This window comes from Gilliamella sp. B3023 (assembly GCF_026536845.1).
GTDB classification, from domain to species: Bacteria; Pseudomonadota; Gammaproteobacteria; order Enterobacterales; family Orbaceae; genus Gilliamella; species Gilliamella apicola_E.
The window spans coordinates 38,666-58,882 of record NZ_JAFNNH010000014.1 but is presented as its reverse complement, the minus strand read 5'-3'; the positions used below and the strand labels follow the sequence as shown (position 1 = coordinate 58,882).

At 32.9% G+C, this 20,217-nt stretch carries 17 protein-coding genes and 2 tRNA genes; 14 read left to right on the top strand and 5 right to left on the bottom strand.

Translation table 11 applies throughout. The features are described 5' to 3' along the window. Positions 1-32: 32 nt before the first annotated feature. Positions 33-884 carry a heme/hemin ABC transporter substrate-binding protein gene (locus tag J3U16_RS09000; RefSeq protein ID WP_065734404.1) on the bottom strand — a complete coding sequence of 284 codons (852 nt, stop codon included), beginning with the start codon at positions 882-884 and terminating at the stop codon, positions 33-35. Between the two features lie 758 nt (positions 885-1,642). Between J3U16_RS09000 and hutW the strand changes: the two genes are divergently transcribed. The 8 genes from hutW to J3U16_RS08960 all read left to right on the top strand — a co-directional run bounded on the left by hutW (position 1,643) and on the right by J3U16_RS08960 (position 9,823). Continuing rightward, complete coding sequence (gene hutW / locus J3U16_RS08995) at positions 1,643-3,061, top strand: heme anaerobic degradation radical SAM methyltransferase ChuW/HutW (RefSeq protein ID WP_267330275.1); 1,419 nt, start codon at positions 1,643-1,645, stop codon at positions 3,059-3,061. Between the two features lie 11 nt (positions 3,062-3,072). Then, positions 3,073-3,573, top strand: a complete 501-nt coding sequence (gene hutX, locus J3U16_RS08990) for a heme utilization cystosolic carrier protein HutX (RefSeq protein ID WP_065562481.1) — start codon at positions 3,073-3,075, stop codon at positions 3,571-3,573. Positions 3,574-3,590: 17 nt separating this feature from the next. Then, positions 3,591-4,229, top strand: coding sequence for an NAD(P)H-binding protein (locus J3U16_RS08985; RefSeq protein WP_065734206.1), 639 nt, complete (start codon positions 3,591-3,593; stop codon positions 4,227-4,229). A gap of 23 nt (positions 4,230-4,252) precedes the next feature. Then, positions 4,253-5,239: a FecCD family ABC transporter permease gene (locus J3U16_RS08980; protein ID WP_141677474.1), complete on the top strand. Its 987-nt coding sequence runs from the start codon at positions 4,253-4,255 to the stop codon at positions 5,237-5,239. A gap of 16 nt (positions 5,240-5,255) precedes the next feature. Then, the gene (locus J3U16_RS08975) at positions 5,256-6,029 is read left to right on the top strand and encodes a heme ABC transporter ATP-binding protein (RefSeq protein WP_218058400.1); all 774 of its coding nucleotides are present in this window, start codon (positions 5,256-5,258) and stop codon (positions 6,027-6,029) included. An 80-nt stretch (positions 6,030-6,109) separates the two neighbouring features. Further along, the gene (gene zntB, locus J3U16_RS08970) at positions 6,110-7,111 is read left to right on the top strand and encodes a zinc transporter ZntB (protein ID WP_065562483.1); all 1,002 of its coding nucleotides are present in this window, start codon (positions 6,110-6,112) and stop codon (positions 7,109-7,111) included. Between the two features lie 36 nt (positions 7,112-7,147). Beyond that, a complete protein-coding gene (locus J3U16_RS08965) occupies positions 7,148-7,915 on the top strand; it encodes a GNAT family N-acetyltransferase (RefSeq protein ID WP_267330276.1) in 768 nt (255 codons plus the stop codon). A gap of 15 nt (positions 7,916-7,930) precedes the next feature. Continuing rightward, on the top strand, positions 7,931-9,823 hold the full coding sequence (locus J3U16_RS08960; protein ID WP_267330277.1) for a DNA topoisomerase III: 1,893 nt from the start codon (positions 7,931-7,933) through the stop codon (positions 9,821-9,823). A gap of 77 nt (positions 9,824-9,900) precedes the next feature. Here J3U16_RS08960 and J3U16_RS08955 read toward each other — a convergent pair whose 3' ends face one another. After that, a complete protein-coding gene (locus tag J3U16_RS08955) occupies positions 9,901-10,590 on the bottom strand; it encodes a hypothetical protein (protein ID WP_065734203.1) in 690 nt (229 codons plus the stop codon). A gap of 685 nt (positions 10,591-11,275) precedes the next feature. Here J3U16_RS08955 and mgtA point away from each other — a divergent pair. Next, positions 11,276-13,984 (top strand): magnesium-translocating P-type ATPase, encoded by a 2,709-nt coding sequence (gene mgtA, locus J3U16_RS08950; protein ID WP_065734202.1) that lies wholly within the window; start codon positions 11,276-11,278, stop codon positions 13,982-13,984. A 372-nt stretch (positions 13,985-14,356) separates the two neighbouring features. Here the strand turns inward: mgtA and J3U16_RS08945 are convergent, their stop codons facing one another. After that, the gene (locus J3U16_RS08945; protein WP_065562488.1) at positions 14,357-14,572 is read right to left on the bottom strand and encodes a YdcH family protein; all 216 of its coding nucleotides are present in this window, start codon (positions 14,570-14,572) and stop codon (positions 14,357-14,359) included. A gap of 102 nt (positions 14,573-14,674) precedes the next feature. On the opposite strand from J3U16_RS08945, the gene J3U16_RS08940 reads away from it, so the two are divergent. Then, positions 14,675-16,192: a helicase HerA-like C-terminal domain-containing protein gene (locus J3U16_RS08940; RefSeq protein ID WP_267330278.1), complete on the top strand. Its 1,518-nt coding sequence runs from the start codon at positions 14,675-14,677 to the stop codon at positions 16,190-16,192. A 33-nt stretch (positions 16,193-16,225) separates the two neighbouring features. Continuing rightward, on the top strand, positions 16,226-17,311 hold the full coding sequence (locus tag J3U16_RS08935; RefSeq protein ID WP_065562490.1) for an AI-2E family transporter: 1,086 nt from the start codon (positions 16,226-16,228) through the stop codon (positions 17,309-17,311). Between the two features lie 30 nt (positions 17,312-17,341). Here the strand turns inward: J3U16_RS08935 and bcp are convergent, their stop codons facing one another. Together bcp and hemL are read right to left on the bottom strand one after the other, a co-directional pair. Further along, complete coding sequence (gene bcp, locus J3U16_RS08930) at positions 17,342-17,815, bottom strand: thioredoxin-dependent thiol peroxidase (protein WP_065562491.1); 474 nt, start codon at positions 17,813-17,815, stop codon at positions 17,342-17,344. A gap of 69 nt (positions 17,816-17,884) precedes the next feature. Then, positions 17,885-19,177, bottom strand: coding sequence for a glutamate-1-semialdehyde 2,1-aminomutase (hemL, locus tag J3U16_RS08925; protein WP_267342911.1), 1,293 nt, complete (start codon positions 19,175-19,177; stop codon positions 17,885-17,887). 158 nt (positions 19,178-19,335) lie between these two features. Here hemL and erpA point away from each other — a divergent pair, with 158 nt between their 5' ends. The 3 genes from erpA to J3U16_RS08910 all read left to right on the top strand — a co-directional run bounded on the left by erpA (position 19,336) and on the right by J3U16_RS08910 (position 20,054). After that, positions 19,336-19,674, top strand: a complete 339-nt coding sequence (erpA, locus tag J3U16_RS08920) for an iron-sulfur cluster insertion protein ErpA (protein ID WP_065734199.1) — start codon at positions 19,336-19,338, stop codon at positions 19,672-19,674. A 194-nt stretch (positions 19,675-19,868) separates the two neighbouring features. Continuing rightward, positions 19,869-19,956: transfer RNA gene (locus J3U16_RS08915), tRNA-Leu, on the top strand. A gap of 22 nt (positions 19,957-19,978) precedes the next feature. Further along, positions 19,979-20,054 (top strand) — tRNA-Gly (locus tag J3U16_RS08910). The last annotated feature ends 163 nt before the right edge of the window (positions 20,055-20,217 follow it).

The window sequence follows — 20,217 nt, the reverse complement described above, 5'->3', positions numbered from 1 at the left end:
GCTTCAATTAATAAAAATATTATTAAAATAGTTTATTCAGGGTAAAAGCTTTGGAATAGCAATTTTGCTGCTTCATCAACTCTTGGCCCGATTCCAAATAAGTAACTATCATCTATAACCGTAATACGATTATTTTTAAATGCACTCGTTTCAGTAATACCTGGAATAGTATTGACTTTGTCTAAACCACCTAATTGATCAATCGAATATTTATTTAAAATGATAACTTCTGGATTGATAGCTATAATTGATTCTGCAGTGTAACTTTTGAAGCTATTATGCGTTGCCAAATTTTCACCACCAGCGATAGTAATTAATGCATCAATTGTAGTATTTTTACCTGCTACAGAATTGGAACCACTCATACTCATTAGGGATAAAACTTTTGTTTTTTGTGGGTGAGTTGCGATTTTGGCTTGAATGTCGGCAAGATTGGCTTTAATTCTATTGATTAATTTTTCGCCTTCTTCTTGTTTATTTAATTTAGATGCAATTTTATTGATATTTTCGTATAACAGTTCAATTGTACCAGGTACACGCCTTAATGCTAATACATCTACTTTTGACTCAGACACTTTTTCGATAACATTATCAGGTTCTACATCATTTAATGTTATAAACAAGGTTGGTCTAAGCGATAAAACACCTTCAATATTTAATAATTTCCAATAACCGATTTGTGGCAATTGTTTAACTTTCTCAGGATAACTGCTTGTTTTATCAACACCTACGACATCATCTCCAGCACCTAGTGCGAATACAATTTCAGTAAGAGATCCTCCAGCAATAACAATTCTTTCATTTGCTAAACTATAATTGAGAAGACTGTTGATACTAAATATTAGTAAAAATAGGCTAATCCTTTTTATAAAATTTTTCTTCATGATTTAATTTACCTACCATGGTTTTCAATTTTGGAAGAATAATATAGTGAAAATGATAACCATTATCAACATAAAATATTGGGGGATTTAATAGCAAAGCATTAGAAACTGATCAAGCATAAATGATAAATTAAAATTTATTCAAATAAATAATAATGTTATAACAAATTATTACAAAAATAATATATTGATATTTTGGGGGATATGAAAATTAGAATGATATCTTGTAGGGAAATTTTGGTACTTTTTATTTCTGTTTCAGTTTATTTAACTTAAATATAATTTTACTCATATTTTCATAGAGTAATTCTATTTTACCAGCTTCACATTTTGCACTTAATCATCAAGTTTTGATTGATTAAATAACTTAAGAAAATTATCGATTATGCTAAATATTATAAGGAATTAAGAAATAAAATTGACTTAAAATTACCGAAATATCAATACAAGATAAGCGTTTATTTGGGAAACAATAATGTTATCCATAGTAATTTCATCTTTAGCAAAATATGTAAATACAATTTGTATAAAGGTTCCACGAGTTACTAATCAATACAATAAATCGATCAGCATTATTAAAAAAAGGTTTTTATTTGCTAATTTTTTATGAAAATACTAGCGTTTAGTTTGAAAACTGAGCATAAATTTTAAAAAATAATCAGATTTAAATAGATAAATAAGAAAATAATTAAAAAAATATTGATAAATGATAATAATTATTATTTAATTCACCGAGATTATTTTTATGAATGGATGTTATGAAATCATTTGATGTAAGTGCGTTTTACGCTTCAAACTCAGTTTTACCTTTTAAAGATCGTTGGGCAGTAATGCCTTTACAAGCAAGTTTACCAGTATCACCTCAAGAATTGGAACAACAATGGAGTATTGTTCAAAATTCAGATCTATCTGGACGAAAACGTCTAATTTATATACATATTCCTTTTTGTGATATTCATTGTCAATTTTGTGGATTTTATCAAAATCCTTTGCGTAAATTTGATACCAACACTTATATTGATTACTTATTACAAGAGATATCCCTAGAAATTAACAATAAAGCGATGCAGTCTGCGCCAATTCATGCTATTTATTTTGGAGGTGGAACACCTTCAGCTTTAGCTGTAGGACAATTAGCTCGTGTAATAAATTATCTAAAAAAACACGCTCCTCTAGCACCTGACTGCGAAATTACTGTAGAAGGGCGAATTTCTGATTTCGATGAGGATAAAATTGATAGTTACATTGAGGCTGGGGCAAACCGTTTTTCGATAGGTATTCAAACCTTTAATACCGAAATTAGACAGCGATTAGGACGCCAGTCTTCTGAAAAGGAAATTATTAAAAGTTTTGAACGTATTGCTGCACGAGATAGTGTTGCTTTAGTTTGTGACCTTATGTTTGGACTACCTAATCAAACTCCAGTTACTTGGCAAAGAGATTTAGAAATCGCCGATCAATTGCCTCTCGACGGGGTTGATCTTTACTCCTTAAATCTTTTACCAACAACTCCATTAGCTAAAGGTGTTGAAAATAAAAGAATAGAGATTCCAACAGTAACTGATAAGTGCGATTTTTATCATCAAGGAGCTAAATATTTAGATAGACAGGGTTGGACTCATTTAACCAATGCTCATTGGGCAAAAACGAGTCGTGAACGGAATTTATACAATTTTTTAATTAAACAAGGCTCACACTTTTTTGGATTTGGTTCTTGTGCTGGTGGAAAGCTAGATGGGCAATCATATATGATCCATCGTGATTTAAATCAATATTATTCCTTATTAGATCAAGGTAAAAAGCCCCTAATGATGTTAACCGGTAAACCATTACTCGGTGACTGGCTGCATAAATTACAAGCAGGTATAGAAAAAGGGCGTGTTGATCTAACGCAACTTACCAATCAAGCTGAATTATTTGATCCATTAATCAAGCAATGGCATGAAGTAGGATTACTACAAAATGAAGATCGTTGTTTACGATTGACTTTATCGGGACGTTTTTGGTCAAGTAATATTGTACAAGCTTTGCAACAGCTTTTACTACAACTTAATAATCCTGAGCATATCGAATTACAAAACAAGATGGCACAAGCTAGACAAGCCATGCAACAAGGTAATGGTATGCCTAAATCTCACCCACATATGCAAAACATCCAAGTAAAAACAGAAAATTAAAGGAAATTACTATGGCAGATAAACAAACCCTTTTAAATAGTCTTGCAACTTATATGCAATCTAACCCTGAAGAATTACTAGAGAAAATTGCCCAAGATCATAAAGTCACTATGACGCAAGTGATCCAAGCAATACCTGATGCAAAAATCGTAGATGGAAGTAACTTTGATACAATTTGGGAAGAAGTAACAACTTGGGGTGACGTATTGTTTTTAGTTCATACTGGTGACATTATTGCTGAAATTTCAGGTGAATTGCCTCCTGGAACTCATAGCCAAAAATACTTTAACTTACGCCATCAAAAAGGGTTAAGTGGTCACATAAAAGCAGAACATTGCCAATATATTGCATTTATTGAAAGAAAATTTATGAAAATGTCGACTGCTTCTATTATATTCCTTAATCATTTAGGTCAATCAATGTTTAAAATTTTTGTTGGGCGTGATGAAAAACATCAATTAAAAGCAGAACAACTTGAAAAATTTAGAGCTTTAGCAAAAAAAATCAATTAATTTTAAGAAACAATAAAATGAAAACAGTAATTATTTTTGGTGTAAGTTCAAAGCTAGGAACTGGTTATCAAGTATCTCAATTAATCAAACAATGCCACCCTGAGTGGCGTTGTATTGTATTAGTTCGTGATGCCGATTTTGCAAAACAATTATCTGAACAAGGTATTGAAACTCATGTTGGCGATGCAACTGACGTTGAATTAGTGAAACAGATATGTCAACAAAACGGTAGTGACGCGACAGTAATTTCAACTTTAGGTGGAGAAACGGGTAATTACATTGCTCAGCGCATTATCATTGATTGCGCAGAACAGGTTGGAATTAAACAAATGATATTAGTGACCTCGCTTGGTTGTGGTGATTCATGGTCAACATTATCCTTACGAGCTAAGCAAGCATTTGGTAATGCGGTTCGAGAAAAATCACTAGCTGAAATTTGGTTACAAACCAGCTCATTAAATTATGTGATCTTAAGACCAGGTGGTTTACGAGATGGAGAAACAACCAATCGCGGTGAATGTTATTTCGCTAAGGAAGTTCATGGTTTTGTATATCGCAAAGAATTAGCCAGAATAATCATTGATAAAATTGCTAATCAACAATTTGATAACCGAGCATATAGTGTTGTTGACCCAAGCTTAGCGGTGAGTTATTAGTATTAAAAATATGAGGTTAATCGGTGCGAAAATCTAGTCAACAAATATTGTTAGTGGGATTATTTGCTTTACTTTTAATTTTAATTGTCTATTCGGCAAACTCTGGAGCATTAAAATTATCTTTTACGCAATTAATTAATATGTCATTTGATGATCCATTATGGAATATTTGGTGTAACATTCGATTACCCAGAATTATACTTGCTGTAGTGGTCGGTATGGCATTAGCCACTTCTGGTGCTGTTATGCAAGGATTATTCAGAAACCCTTTAGCTGATCCTGGTTTATTAGGTATTAGTAGTGGTGCAAGCCTAATGGTAGGTATAACGATATTATTTCCTGCCGTTTTTCCTCCGATTATGATGCTTTATGGAAAAATGATTGCTGCATTTGCTGGTAGTTTATCTATCTGTATTCTTATATACCTCTATAGTCTTAATGAACAATGTAATTTAGCTAAAATGATTTTGTTAGGGGTCGCAATTAATGCCATCATTGGCTCAATATTGGGAGGACTCAGTTACATTAGTGATGAATCACAATTACGTCAACTTTCGTTATGGTCAATGGGACATTTAGGAAAAGGCTCTTGGGACTTGGTCATTGTATCCATTTCTTTAATTTTACCTACGTTATTATGTGTTATTAAACTTGCTCATCATCTCAACATATTACAGCTGGGGGATGAAGATGCTCATTATTTAGGTATCAATGTTGAACGCACTAAACGCTATCTATTATTACTTAGTGCTGTATTGATTGGTACTTCTGTTGCAGTGAGTGGCATTATTGCTTTTGTTGGATTAGTTGTACCTCACATGATTCGTTTACAAGTCGGTGCAAACCATAAATGGCTAATACCTGGCTCTGCATTAGGTGGTGCTTGTTTACTTTTATTAGCTGATACTTTAGCTAGAACATTAGTTGCTCCAACTGAAATTCCTGTCGGTCTTTTAACCAGCCTAATTGGTGGTCCGTATTTTCTTTGGCTTATTCTGAGACATAAATAACTGATGGAGATTTATTGTGTTAACCGCTAAAAATTTAACATTTGGTTATGGTCGTCGAATGATAATTAATGATGTATCTTTATCAATAAATTCAGGCGAAATTGTAATTATCATTGGTCCTAATGGCGCAGGTAAGTCCACTTTATTGCGTTTACTAACAGGTTATCAAAAACCATTATCTGGTGAATGTTATCTATTAGATAAACCATTATCACAGTGGCCACAAAAACAATTAGCAAAAATAAGAACAGTTATGCTTCAACAAAGCCAACTTACTTTTCCTTTTAAAGTAAAAGAAGTAATAGCAATGGGACGAGCTCCTTATGGCAAAATACATTTTGATGAATCAATTCACGAAGTGATGGTACAAACTGATTGTTTACAATTTGCTGACCGAGATTATAGAGGTTTATCCGGAGGAGAACAGCAAAGAGTTCAATTAGCTAGAGTCTTAGCTCAATTGTGGCAACCGCAATCTAATGAAAAATTATTATTTTTAGATGAACCTACCTCTGCACTTGATCTTTATCATCAACAACATACTTTAAGATTATTAAAGCAGTTAGCTATTAAACAGAAATTGGCTGTATGTTGCATCTTACATGATCTCAATTTAGCTGCTTTGTATGCTGATAAAATTATTCTTGTTAACCAAGGAAAAATTGTAGAACAAGGCGTACCATCTGAAGTATTAACTGTTGAAAATATCAATCGATGGTATGGTGTTGAATTAGGTGTTTATAATCACCCTAAACATTCATCAATACCTCAAATCTATTTAAATCCCTAAAGGATAAATCTAATATCATCCGCTCCATTTTCGTTCAAAATGAGTATATAATTAAGCAAACTTAACAATTGGGGCTGATGATGATTAACGAAAATAGTAATAATTCTATTCTGGTTTCAGATCTACTTGCAGCACACCCTGTCTTTAGTTGTCAATTGGATGGGAAGGGTAAAGCCAACCCTTTAAATGATAAAAGTGAAGCTTCAATTTCACAACCTTATTGGATACATCTTGATTTTGCTAAAAGCGAAACAATCAATTGGATTAACCAAACAAATTTAATTCCAGATCTTGTCAAAAATGAATTGATTAAACCCAATCAGTTTCCTAAAGAAATTCGCTTTGATACAGGCATTTTAGTCGTACTTAAAGGTGTCAATTTTACACCTAATGAGCTACCTGATCCTATTGTCACTTTCCGATTTTATATAACTGATAATTTTATAATATCGACTAGGCACCAAAAAATTGATGCCATCATCAAATTAAAAGAAAATTTAGAAAAAGGTATTGGCCCAGTTGATGTTGCTGATTGGCTAATTCAACTTTCTGAATTAATTTGTGATCAAGTTAATTTATCTTTTGATGGGGTTCACAATAAAATCATCAAATTGGAAGATCTATTATTAAATCAACGGATTTTCTCTCACAAGGAGATTGGAAGAGTTCGTAAACAACTTTTTATATTACGTCGTTTACTTTCCCCACAGCGCGATATATTTGTCAAAATTTCGACTGAAAGAATATCTTGGATTGATGACAATGATCGCCAGCGATTACATGACATTTCTAGCCAACAAAATCACTATGTCTCTGAAATTGATAGTTGTTTGATTAGAATTGGTTCCGTTATGGAACAAATTAATAGCATTTTGGCCGAATCGACGAATAAACGTATTTATTTAATGTCCTTGTTTACCATCATTTTTACACCAATTACTTTTATCACTAGTTTGCTTGGTGTTAATTTGGCCGGCATTCCGTTCAATGAAAAAGAGTGGTCATTTATTGGGTTAATATTACTATTAATTCTGATCAGTATACTTTCAGTGGTATGGCTTAAGCTAAAAAAATGGTGGTAAAAAATTAAGCTTAAATATGAAAAAGGAAATATATTGATGTATTTTGATAAAATTATTAATAAAAAAGATATTGAATCATTATTTCAAAATACAACTCAAACAATTATTCAAGCTTATTGGGAAGGAAATATCGGTTTTGCATATGCTGATGATTTATTGCGGCCTACATCAGTAGCAATTAATCTTGGTTGCTTCTTTTTTTTAGCAGGTCAACCAAACCAGCAAATGCTTCACTATATTCCAAAAGTATATAGTGATGATTATGCAATTCTTATCCCTATTGATAAAACTTGGCAAAATTTAATTGAAAATGTATATCGCAACAATTATGAAAAAATTACACGTTATAGTTTTTATACTCCTACAGAATTTGATATTCAGAAACTACAATTAATTATCTCAAAATTACCTGAAAACTATCAATTAAAAGCTATTGATGAAAAGTATTATCAGCAAATTCTCAATCTTGAATGGGCTAAAGACTTGTGTAAAAACTTTAATTCATACTTGGATTTTGAAAAATCAGGATTGGGATTTATTATTTTAAAAGATAATGTTATTGTTTCTGGTGCATCATCTTATTTAGCATATAATAATAGTATCGACATTGAAGTCGATACAATAGTTGAGGAAAGGCGAAAAGGACTTGCATTGATTAGTTCGGCAAAGTTAATTTTAGCTTGCCTAGATCGTCAAATAACACCTAACTGGGATGCTCACAACAAGCCCTCTTTAAAGCTTGCTACTGAGTTGGGTTATATTTTAAATCAACCCTATAATGCTTATGTCGTTTGGAATTTATGATTAACACTAATTATTATGCAATCTAAAGAACCTTATCGTCTATTTATTGCCGAAAAACCGAGCTTAGCTAGAGCTATTGCTGATGTTTTGCCTAAACCCCACCAAAAGGGAAATGGATTTATCAAAGCCAGTAATGGTGATATTGTTAGCTGGTGTATTGGGCACTTATTAGAACAAGCAACACCTGAAATATATGATGAACGCTATAAAAAATGGGTTTTAGACGATCTACCCATTGTTCCTGCAAAATGGATATTGATACCCAAAAATAGTACCGAAAAACAATTTAACACCTTAGTTGAATTGATTAAATCAGCTGAACAAATTGTACATGCGGGTGACCCAGATAGAGAAGGGCAATTATTAGTTGATGAAGTACTTAACTATTGCCAGTTACCACCAGAAAAGCGGAAAAGTATTCAACGTTGTTTAATCAGCGATTTGAATGCTAGCGCTGTTGAAAAATCACTTGAGCAATTACGTAGTAATCAAGATTTTATCCCATTATCTACTTCTGCTTTAGCAAGAGCAAGAGCTGATTGGTTATATGGGATGAATATGAGTCGTGTTTGTACTCTTGTGGGGCAACGAAGCGGTTATCGTGGTGTACTATCTATTGGGCGCGTACAAACGCCGATTTTAGGATTAGTAGTTAGACGAGATTTAGAGATAGCGCAATTTGTTCCTAAACCATTTTATGAAGTTTATGCCATATTACAAACCAAGGATAACGAAACTTTCAAGGCCAAATGGCAACCAAGCGAGGCATGTGAACCTTATCAAGATGAAGAGGGCAGAGTTTTAGTTAAAGGTTTAGCAGAAAACGTTTGTCAACGAATTAAAGATCAGACAGGTACTATTGATAAAGTAAGTAATAAAAAGAAAGAACTTGCACCACCTATGCCATTTAATTTATCTGCTTTACAAATTGAAATGGCAAAACGAAATGGTCTAAGTGCACAAGATGTGCTTGATATTTGCCAATCATTATATGAAAAACATAAATTAATTACCTATCCTCGTTCAGATTGCCGTTTTTTGCCGGAAGAGCACTTAACACAAATTAATGGTGTAAAATCTGCGATTGAAAACAATTGTTCTGCGTTACAATTTGCAATTAATAATGCTGATTTCACTTTACGTTCCAAAGCTTGGAATGATAAAAAAGTTGAGGCTCACCACGCTATTATTCCAACATTGCGTAAAGTGAGAACCGAAAGTTTATCTAGTAATGAGTTAGCCGTCTATCAAGTGATTGCTACACAATACTTAGCACAATTTTATCCAGCTTATAAATATGCTGAGTTACAGATTGATGTTGATATCAATGGTGGTAAATTTATCTCTAAAGCCAATCAAATGTTGGACGAAGGCTGGAAAGTACTGTTTAGAAGTAAAAATTATCAAGCAGAGAACGATACCGATAATAGTGAGAATAATGGTTTATTAACTAAATTAGTTAAAAAAGGCGAATCAGTCCTATGTATTGATACCGAATTACTCAGTAAAGAAACTCAACCTCCAAGACCATTTACGGATGCGACTTTACTTTCTGCAATGACAGGTATAGCTAGATTTGTTAAAGATCCTGAGATAAAAAAAATATTACGCGAAACTGATGGATTAGGTACTGAGGCAACAAGAGCTGGTATTATTGAGCTTTTATTTAAACGTCAATTTTTAACGCGTCAAGGTAAATCAATTCGTTCAACGAAGGTAGGCCAAAATTTGATTTTATCATTACCGGAAAGTGTTTCAATGCCAGATATGACTGCACATTGGGAGTTACAGCTTGAGGAAATTAGTAAAAAAGAATTCAGTTATCAACAATTTATGTATCAATTAAATTCGTCTTTGCTTACATTAGTTGAACAGTTAAAAAATTCAAGATTGAAAATTCAATCATAAATTTCTATTACTAAAAGGACAATAAATAGTTTTTTTATTATTTATTGTCCTGTCTAATAATAAAATCTAAATAATAATTATTCTTCTAAATCCGTAGACTCTTTTTTGTCAATTTCTTTAGAGAGTGTATCAATTGGTCTATTTTCATCGAGGATTTTAGCAAATACTTTATTTGCTCTAATTAAAAATTGTCTATCCTTTAAAAGGATGCGGTAACTATTTAATCTTTTTAATGGTCCTTTAGCAAATTGCGCAATAATGATTATTAGAACAAAAATCGTCAATACAGAAATAATGACATTAATAATCCATTCTGATTTGAAAATAGTATGGAGATTATATATAACCATAAAAAAAGTAAATAGACTAACAGCAGCAGTTAAAATCACGTCTTTAATTAAAAAAGGTCTAAGAAATGTAATACGATTTTTTTCAATACCGAAATATTGAGTTAATTGATTTAATTGACTCAATTCAATAACATTATGAATATCTGCATTAACAACAGAAATAGCAATTCTTTCTTTGTTAATATTGCCTGGTTTATAAAAACAAACTTTTTCCCAAATCAGTTTTTTCTTGATATTGTTTAAATAATCTTTTTGATAACTAGGTTGAGGTACTTTTTCTAATATATCTGTATATCTAATAATATTGTCAAAGTAATTATTAGGTGTGTTTCTTTTATAAATAAAGCCAATAATTGATAAAGCGAAGATAATAAATAAATTAAACCAATTATCTTGCAACAATTGAGTAATATCCATCCAATTTAACCAGTGTTGTTAACAATTGGTTAATTGTAACTGATATTATGTAAAACGGGTATTAATTCTACATTTCATCATCCTAGTAGTGGTGTTTTTAATCAATTGCAACTTTATTACAAGTAATCGGTTGACTTCTTGAATGCAAAAGCGTATAAAGTGCTCGCCTTTGAGCTTTTCTTACTTTTTTAACGATAAGAGATGGTTAAAAATGAGGTTTAAGAAAAGTTGAAATACAAAGTGATGAGTTCAATTTACAGGAGAAATATGGACAGTCAATCGGGTCACCCCAAACTATGGGGAGATAAATTCAAACACATCATTATCGGTTAATGAACCTGTCTAAATAGTTATTTTTTCAGTTCACAAGCCGAAATTGATAAAAACGGTAACGGTGAACGATATGCAGTTTTCTACACGCTATCACACAAATTCAAAATACCTTTGTGCTCATAAAGCACTTTTGCGAGTGTTATATCTGACAGATAAGCATTTAGAGCCACCTAGTTGTATCTAACTTTTAATTAATATTATTTTTAATATTTTTATTTCATGTTAAGCCTTAACTGCAATGGTTAGTTATTGCTTTACGTTTAAATTTTAGTCGATAAGAACTTAATAACTCCTAGTTTAACGTTAACTAAGAGCGGGTTCCTTTTGCCTGAAAAATAGATAGGTACAAACTATGATTAAAAAAACATCTCAAGTAAAGACAGATAATACTTTAAACATAAAAGCACTTGAAGAAGCTCAGAATAGCTTAGATAGCATTTTGTCTAAATTTCAATCAAGTCTTTCGGGGTTAACTCAAGAAAATGTAAAATCTCGATTGGAACAGTATGGTAAAAATGAAGTGGCTCGAGAAAAAGTGCCATCAGCTTTTGTTCAGTTACTTTTAGCTTTTAAGAACCCATTTATATTTGTACTGTTAATATTAGCACTGGTAAGTTTTTTTACTGATTACTGGTTGCCATTACAAAACGGTGAAGAGACAGATCTAACTGGAATTATTATCATTTTAACCATGGTAACACTTAGTGGATTATTGCGTTTTTGGCAGGAGTTTCGTTCAAATAAAGCTGCTGAAGCATTAAAGTCAATGATCCGAACTACAGCCACAGTTCTACGCCGTCGTAATAAAAATATGCCAACTGAGCATATTGAAGTTCCTTTAAGCGATATCGTTCCTGGAGATATTGTGTTTTTATCAGCTGGGGACATGATTCCTGCCGATATTCGTTTAATCGAATCGCGAGATTTATTTGTGAGTCAAGCGGTGTTAACCGGTGAATCAATTCCAGTTGAAAAATATGACACCTTAGGCGCGGTATCGCAAAAAACGACAGAAGAGATAGATTCTTCAAAAATTGATAAGGACAATGTACTTGATGTAAACAATATTTGTTTTATGGGCACCAATGTAGTGAGTGGAACAGCTAAAGCTATTGTTGTTGCAACAGGTGCTGATACACATTTTGGTTCATTAGCAAAATCAATAGTGGGTTCAAGAGCCGAAACCTCATTTGATCGCGGTGTAAATAGCGTAAGTTGGTTATTAATTCGCTTTATGTTAGTGATGGTTCCGATTGTATTACTAATAAATGGATTTACCAAAGGCGATTGGGGGGAAGCAACATTATTTGCGTTAGCTGTTGCTGTTGGTTTGACGCCTGAAATGTTACCAATGATTGTTAGTGCAAATCTAGCTAAAGGTGCTGTTGGCATGGCAAAACGAAAAGTTGTGGTAAAACGTTTGAATGCTATTCAAAACTTTGGCGCGATGGACATTTTATGTACTGATAAAACAGGTACTTTAACACAAGATAAAATCATTTTAGAACATCACTTAGACATTAATGGGCAGATTGATCCATCTGTTTTACAACTGGCCTGGCTCAATAGTTACTATCAAAGTGGAATGAAAAACTTGATGGATAAAGCGATCATCCGTTTTGCTGAAGAAAAAACCAGTGTTAAAAAAGTGGGTGTAGGTCTTTATAAAAAAATTGATGAATTACCATTTGATTTTGTTCGCCGTCGTTTATCGGTTGTTGTACAAGGCAATGATGAAAATCATTTAATGATCTGTAAAGGCGCAGTTGAAGAAATGCTATCTATTTCAGATTTTGTTTATGAAAACGGCGAGTACTTACCGTTAGACGAAAATCGTAAACAAGCATTGATTGAACTTGCACACAATTATAATAAAGATGGATTTAGAGTGTTAGCAGTAGGTGTAAAAGATATTTCAGCATCACAAACTAAAGCTCAATATAGTGTCCAAGATGAAAAATCATTAGCCATTCGTGGGTTTTTGACTTTCTTAGATCCACCTAAAGAGAGTGCTTATGAAGCTATTTCTGCATTGAATGAACATGGTGTTGGCGTTAAAGTTCTAACTGGTGACAATGAAATCATCACGATTAAAGTATGCCGAGAAGTTGGCTTAGAACCGGGTATACCTTTACTTGGTAACGACATTGAAAAAATGAGTGACGCTGAGTTAAAAGAGCAAATTGAGCAACGCACTATTTTTGCTAAGTTGACTCCATTACAAAAATCTCGAATCATTAGATTGTTACAAAGTAATGGTCATACTGTTGGATTTTTAGGTGATGGTATTAATGATGCGCCAGCGTTGAGAGATGCAGATGTTGGTATTTCAGTGGACACCGCTACTGATATCGCTAAAGAATCAGCTGATATCATTTTGCTTGAAAAAAGCTTACTTGTATTAGAAGAAGGTGTAATTTGCGGACGCGAAACTTTCGGTAATATTATGAAATACCTAAATATGACCGCAAGTTCTAACTTTGGTAACATCTTCTCTGTATTAGTGGCTAGTGCATTTCTACCATTTTTACCAATGCTTGCGATTCATTTGCTTATCCAAAACTTATTATATGATATCTCACAATTATCATTACCTTGGGATAAGATGGATGAAGAGTTTTTACAAAAACCTCGTAAATGGGATGCACAAAATATTGGACGTTTTATGATCTGGATTGGACCAACATCCTCTATTTTTGACATAACAACATATGCATTGATGTGGTTTGTTTTTGGTGCTAATAGTGTTGCAGCTGAATCATTGTTTCACTCAGGTTGGTTTATCGAAGGATTGTTATCACAAACTTTAGTTGTACATATGCTAAGGACTCAGAAAATACCATTTATACAAAGTACCGCGGCATTCCCAGTAATAGTAATGACTATGCTAATTATGGCGGTGGGTATTTATATTCCTTTTTCACCAATAGGTAGCCTAATTGGTCTTCAACCATTACCATGGTCCTATTTTCCATGGTTAGTTGCAACATTATTAAGTTACTGTGTGGTTGCTCAAATAATGAAAAGGATTTACATAAAACGCTTTGGACAATGGTTCTAAAATAACAAAATTGATGTAAGTGACGATGTTGCTTACATCATTAACTAAAGAAGTATAAATATTGAACTAGTGTGTTATAGTAGTGATGAGTACACATTTGATAAATATAATTGATAATAATATTTGTATAAATAATTGAGCTTTTTAGAAATGTTTTTAAGGAGCCTATAAATAACAATAAGAGGAGTAAAAAATGAAAACCCCACACAAGAATTTAATTACACTAATCAAACATCGCAAACTGAAAAAAGAACAAGAGAAAGTTAATAAATAACTTTCTATAAATGATTTGCAAAAAATTGCTATAAAATTAAACCCCACAGCTTGGGGTTTTATAACACAATAAAGCTTTATAAGCTTATATTTGATGAGTTATTTAGAAGCTTTTTTCAAAATTTCGTAAAGTTCATCTTTTAATTTTAGCTTCAGTTTTTTTAGACTTTCAATCGTTTCCGAAGTATCAATTGCAATACCAGACTCGATATTTTTAATTTTTTGATCGAGCTCATTGTGCTCATCAAATAATTTTTGGAAATGTAAATCTGAGTTTTTTAGTTTAGAGATTAAATCACGGTATTCTGGAAACATACAGCCTCCTTATAAGATTAATTAAAATAATAGCAGTTAACAATAATTCAGCTTACAATATTCTCAATTGTTTTAATAGCAATTTTTGAATGGGAGATGTCTATGAATGAAAAGATCGTTATTGCAAAAAGTGAAGGTAATGATTTATACATCCTTGCATCGTTGGCTAATCGCCATGGTTTAATTACTGGTGCAACAGGTACAGGTAAAACCGTAACCCTACAAAAGATGGCGGAAAAATTCTCGCAGATTGGTGTACCCGTGTTTCTTGCTGATGTAAAAGGTGATTTGACCGGTTTAGGGGAAAATGGCCTATTATCTGAAAAATTAAAAGCACGGCTAGAAAGTATTGGTGTAAAAGATTGGCTTCCTAATTCTTCTCCTTTAGAAATATGGGATGTATTTGGTGAAAATGGTATTCCCGTTCGCAGTACAGTTTCCGATATAGGTCCTATATTATTAGGTCGATTATTAAATCTCAATGACATTCAATCTGGCGTTCTACAATTAGTTTTTAAAATTGCCGATGATAATGGATTATTATTACTAGACTTTAAGGATTTAAGAACATTCATCCAATTTATTGGTGATAACGCTAAAAAATTTACTACCCAATATGGCAATATAAGTTTATCAACTATTGGTGCTATTCAACGTGGATTGCTTACTTTAGAACAGCAAGGTGCTGAATTCTTTCTAGGTGAGCCGATGTTTGATATACATGATTTAATGCAAATTAATGCTGATGGTCGTGGTGTTATTAATATTTTATCTGCCAGTAAATTATATAATTCACCAAAATTATATTCAGTATTTTTACTTTGGTTATTATCAGAGCTGTTCGAGCATTTACCAGAAGTAGGTGACCTTGATAAACCAAAACTTGTATTTTTCTTTGACGAAGCACATTTACTTTTTAATGATATTTCTCCCGCATTATTAGAAAAAATCGAACAAGTTGTTCGCCTTATTCGCTCTAAAGGAGTGGGGATTTATTTTGCTACACAAAGCCCAACCGATATTCCAGAAACTATCCTTGGTCAATTGGGGAATCGAGTGCAGCACGCTTTACGAGCATTTACACCTAAAGATCAAAAAGCAGTCAAAGTGGCAGCTCAAACCATGCGAGCTAACCCAAATTTTAACACTGAAAAAGCTATTATGGAGCTTGGTGTAGGAGAGGCTTTAATTTCATTTCTAGATGAAAAGGGGCGCCCTAATATTGTTCAACGAGGAATGATAATAGCGCCAGAATCAAAAATGGGACCTATGGATATAGAAAAACAGTTGACGATTATTCAAAAATCTCGCTTTTATGATAAATATTCAAAAACCATCGATCGCGAATCAGCCTACGAAAAACTTAAACAGGGTTTTAGTATAAATACTGAAAATAGTCAAAATTCAATAGAAACTGATTCCAATCAGAATCCATCTGATAAAGAGGAACATGGTGGTATAATGGACTTTTTAAGTTCACTTATTTTTGGTAGAACCGGCCCAAAAGGTGGACAGCATGACGGTATCGTTCAAAGTGTTGCTAAAAGTGCGACCAGACAGATGGTAAATCAAATTGGAAGACAAATTACTCGAGGAATCTTGGGTGGTTTCAAAAAATAGGTTAGATTAATAAACTACAAAAAGGAGTTATAGATGTTAAAATTGTTTATTGAATGGTACAAAAAACGCTTTAGCGATCCTCATGTGGTTTCGTTAATGATTGTTATCATTGTTTTATTTTTTATCATCTATTTTTTCAATAAAATTTTACTGCCTATTTTGATTGCTATTGTTTTATCTTATCTACTAGATAGACCGGTTAAGTATTTACAACAAAAGAGAGTTCCTCACACATTAGCTGTTGTTATTGTACTATTTGTATTTATGTTTGTCGGCTTAACCGGAATTATGATTTTGTTACCATTGATTTGGCAACAAGGTGTTAGTTTAATAACAAATATTCCAAATATGTTGAATTTTGTAAATAAATTCATCACATCATTGCCTGAACATTATCCGGAGCTTATCGATGTTGGTCTATTTGACTCAATACTCCAAGGTATAACTAATAAAGTTATGCAAACAGGTAACTCATTGCTCCAGTTTTCAATTAGCTCACTGTTTAGCTTAGTTTCTGTTGCTATAAATGCGGTATTAGTTCCGATTATTATGTTTTTCTTATTGAAAGATAAATCTAAGATATGGGGATATTGTTCGAAAATATTACCAAAAAATCGAACAATATTAAACAAAGTAGCTACAGAGATGGATCAACAAATATCTAATTACATAGTCGGTAATGTTTTACACATCATTATTTTAACTGCCTGTGTCTATATTCCATTTTGGTATTTTGGTTTAGATTATGGATTATTGTTAGCAGTGTTAGTTGGTGTTTCAGTACTTATTCCTTACATTGGTATTATTATTTCAAGTATCCCTATTGTCCTAATTGCACTTTTCCAATGGGGGGTAACTGCACAATTTGGATATTTAATGTTCTTTTATATCCTTATTCAGGCTCTTGATGGCAATTTATTGGTTCCTTATCTTTTCTCTGAAAAACTTAACTTGCATCCTTTAGTGATTATTGTAGCTGTTATCATTTTTGGCGGGTTATGGGGATTTTGGGGCGTATTTTTTGCTATACCGTTAGCAACTTTAGTTAAAGCGATTATAAATGCTTGGCCAAATCTTGAAGAGATTAATAATATTAAAAGTGAAAAAAAAGCAGATTAATGAAAATATAATCTGCTTTAATTAGAAGTGTTAACTATGGTTCTTAAGATAATCTAAAACCACAGTGTGATGGTTGGTCGTTTTGAAGTCATCAAAGACTTTCTCGATCTTACCATCTTTACCAATCAAAAAGCTTATACGATGGATACCGTCATAAGTTTTTCCCATAAACTCTTTTTCGCCCCAAACACCAAACGCTTCAGAGGTTTTATGATCCTCATCTGAAAGTAGAGTAAAATTCAACAATTCTTTATCAACAAAACGCGACAGTTTTTCAGGTTTATCCGTACTAATACCAATAACAACTACATTATATTTCTTAAAATCGTCAGCACTGTCTCGTAAATTGCAAGCTTGTACTGTACAACCAGGAGTCATCGCTTTCGGATAGAAATAGAGCAAAATACGCTGACCTTTGAAATCTTTTGAACTAATTAGCTCACCATCCTGATCAGGCAGAGAAAATTGAGGTGCTTTTTCACCTTCTTTTAAAGGATTAACCATAAATTTATTACCTATGTTAATAGTTAAAATTTTAATCGCTATGGGTATAATTTACTATATTTTATCAAATTAACTTATGTTTTTAAAAAAACGACTTGTTGCATCAATCGTATGATCGATTTCTTTATCTGTGTGCATAAGTGACATGAAACCTGCTTCGAAAGCTGAAGGCGCAAAGTAAACCCCTTCGGCGAGCATATGATGATAGAATTTCTTGAATAATTCAACATCACAATTCATTACATCCTTATAACTGCTCACTTCTAGAGCATTTGTAAAGAAAAATCCAAACATTCCTCCAGCATGATTAACCACAAACGGAATATTATATCGTTTTGCTTCTGCATATAGGCCATTAACTAGTGAGGCAGTTTTTTCTTCTAACTCTGAATAAATACCAACATCCATTAACTTTGTCAACGTGGCATAACCTGCTGCCATAGCAACAGGATTCCCTGAAAGTGTTCCTGCTTGATAAATTGGTCCAGTTGGTGCTAATTGTTGCATAATTTCAGCACGCCCGCCAAAAGCACCTACAGGCATACCGCCACCTATAATCTTACCTAAGCAAGTCAAATCAGGAACTAAATCATAATACTCTTGAGCTCCGCCAAGTGAAACCCTAAACCCAGTCATCACCTCATCAATAATTAATAAAGCCCCGTAAGTATCACACAAGCTTCTTAATCCTTGTAAAAACGAATTTTTAGCTGGGACACAATTCATATTGCCTGCCACAGGTTCAATAATAATTGCAGCAATTTCATTAGGATATTGCTCAAATTGTTTTTTTACTGATTCTAAATCGTTATAATCACAAACTAATGTATGTTTAACAAAATCCTCAGGCACACCCGGTGAAGTAGGGTGCCCAAAAGTGAGCGCACCAGAACCGGCTTTAACAAGCAAATAGTCAGCATGTCCATGGTAACAACCTTCAAATTTGATTATTTTGTCACGTCCTGTATAGCCTCGTGCAAGGCGAATTGCACTCATAGTTGCCTCAGTGCCTGAATTCACCATACGTAACATTTCTATTGATGGAATTAATTGTGTAACTAGGTTAGCCATTTTTGTTTCGATTTCGGTTGGCGCACCATAACTCAAACCATTACGAACAGCGTTAATAACTGCATTGGCAACATCAGGGTCATTATGACCTAAAATCATAGGTCCCCAAGATCCGACATAATCAATATAAGCTTTTTCATCAACATCATAAATATAAGCACCATTAGCTTTCTCTATAAATAATGGCGTACCACCAACTCCATTAAAAGCACGTACAGGTGAATTAACACCACCTGGCATAAAAGCCATTGCTTCGCGGTAAAGTATTTCAGATTTAAATGTTTTAAGCATAATTATGGTCTTCTTTATAGTAATTGTTGTCGTATTTATTCATAAAATTAACTTAAATTCAAGCAAGCTATTACAAATTTAACTAATTGATGTTTTCATTTTGTATTTTATTTTTTCAAGAGTATATAATATATCAGTACTTAAAGTAGGAGAATAAAATGAGCGATGCGTTACCCATTAATTTTACTGATGCTGCTGCAAACAAGGTAAAAACTTTAGTAACGGAAGAAGAAAATCCAAATCTTAAATTAAGAGTCTATATCACTGGTGGTGGTTGTAGTGGATTCCAGTATGGTTTCACATTTGATGAAAAAGTAAATGAAGATGATCTGGCGATCGAAAAAAATGGTGTCTCACTTATTATTGACCCTATGAGTTTACAATATCTTGTTGGAGGCACTATAGACTATATTGAAGGATTGCAGGGTTCTCGTTTTGTTGTTGATAACCCAAACGCAACTACAACCTGTGGTTGTGGATCATCTTTCAGCGTCTAATTAGTAACAAAACATTAGCCAAAATTTTTATTTATATTAAATCCAAATTTTAAGGGAATTGATTAAAATTTCCTTAAATGTGACAAACATTGAGCAGTTAGACAATTATTTTAATTTTTTTATTGACGTAAATTTTAAGATAGGTAAAATGCACAGCATCCAAAACGCAGTTACCTTTCGGTAATAAGTTTTGAGCCCGGGTGGTGAAATCGGTAGACACAAGGGATTTAAAATCCCTCGGCCTTTTTGGCCGTGCGAGTTCAAGTCTCGCCCCGGGCACCATTAAAAACACTTTTTTTTGTAAGCGGGAATAGCTCAGTTGGTAGAGCGCAACCTTGCCAAGGTTGAGGTCGCGAGTTCGAACCTCGTTTCCCGCTCCAATTTTTTTTCAATCATTATCCTCAATCAAATTTATCATTGAAATTCATTACTCAATTCGTATTACAAATAAACTATCTAGATTTTTTTCATAGCTAGAAATATTCAATTTTTTATAATCTTTTAAAAAATGCTCCTCCATTTTTCAATTCTGAGATGATTATT

Excerpts from the sequence above, each read along its gene's own strand:
- zntB (WP_065562483.1), top strand. The coding sequence starts at position 6,110 with ATGATTAACGAAAATAGTAATAATTCTATTCTGGTTTCAGATCTACTT.
- erpA (WP_065734199.1), top strand. The coding sequence starts at position 19,336 with ATGAGCGATGCGTTACCCATTAATTTTACTGATGCTGCTGCAAACAAG.
- hutX (WP_065562481.1), top strand. The coding sequence starts at position 3,073 with ATGGCAGATAAACAAACCCTTTTAAATAGTCTTGCAACTTATATGCAA.
- J3U16_RS08965 (WP_267330276.1), top strand. The coding sequence starts at position 7,148 with ATGTATTTTGATAAAATTATTAATAAAAAAGATATTGAATCATTATTT.
- bcp (WP_065562491.1), bottom strand. The coding sequence starts at position 17,815 with ATGGTTAATCCTTTAAAAGAAGGTGAAAAAGCACCTCAATTTTCTCTG.
- J3U16_RS08935 (WP_065562490.1), top strand. The coding sequence starts at position 16,226 with ATGTTAAAATTGTTTATTGAATGGTACAAAAAACGCTTTAGCGATCCT.
- mgtA (WP_065734202.1), top strand. The coding sequence starts at position 11,276 with ATGATTAAAAAAACATCTCAAGTAAAGACAGATAATACTTTAAACATA.
- hemL (WP_267342911.1), bottom strand. The coding sequence starts at position 19,177 with ATGCTTAAAACATTTAAATCTGAAATACTTTACCGCGAAGCAATGGCT.
- J3U16_RS08940 (WP_267330278.1), top strand. The coding sequence starts at position 14,675 with ATGAATGAAAAGATCGTTATTGCAAAAAGTGAAGGTAATGATTTATAC.
- J3U16_RS09000 (WP_065734404.1), bottom strand. The coding sequence starts at position 884 with ATGAAGAAAAATTTTATAAAAAGGATTAGCCTATTTTTACTAATATTT.
- J3U16_RS08985 (WP_065734206.1), top strand. The coding sequence starts at position 3,591 with ATGAAAACAGTAATTATTTTTGGTGTAAGTTCAAAGCTAGGAACTGGT.
- J3U16_RS08960 (WP_267330277.1), top strand. The coding sequence starts at position 7,931 with ATGCAATCTAAAGAACCTTATCGTCTATTTATTGCCGAAAAACCGAGC.
- hutW (WP_267330275.1), top strand. The coding sequence starts at position 1,643 with ATGAAATCATTTGATGTAAGTGCGTTTTACGCTTCAAACTCAGTTTTA.
- J3U16_RS08945 (WP_065562488.1), bottom strand. The coding sequence starts at position 14,572 with ATGTTTCCAGAATACCGTGATTTAATCTCTAAACTAAAAAACTCAGAT.
- J3U16_RS08955 (WP_065734203.1), bottom strand. The coding sequence starts at position 10,590 with ATGGATATTACTCAATTGTTGCAAGATAATTGGTTTAATTTATTTATT.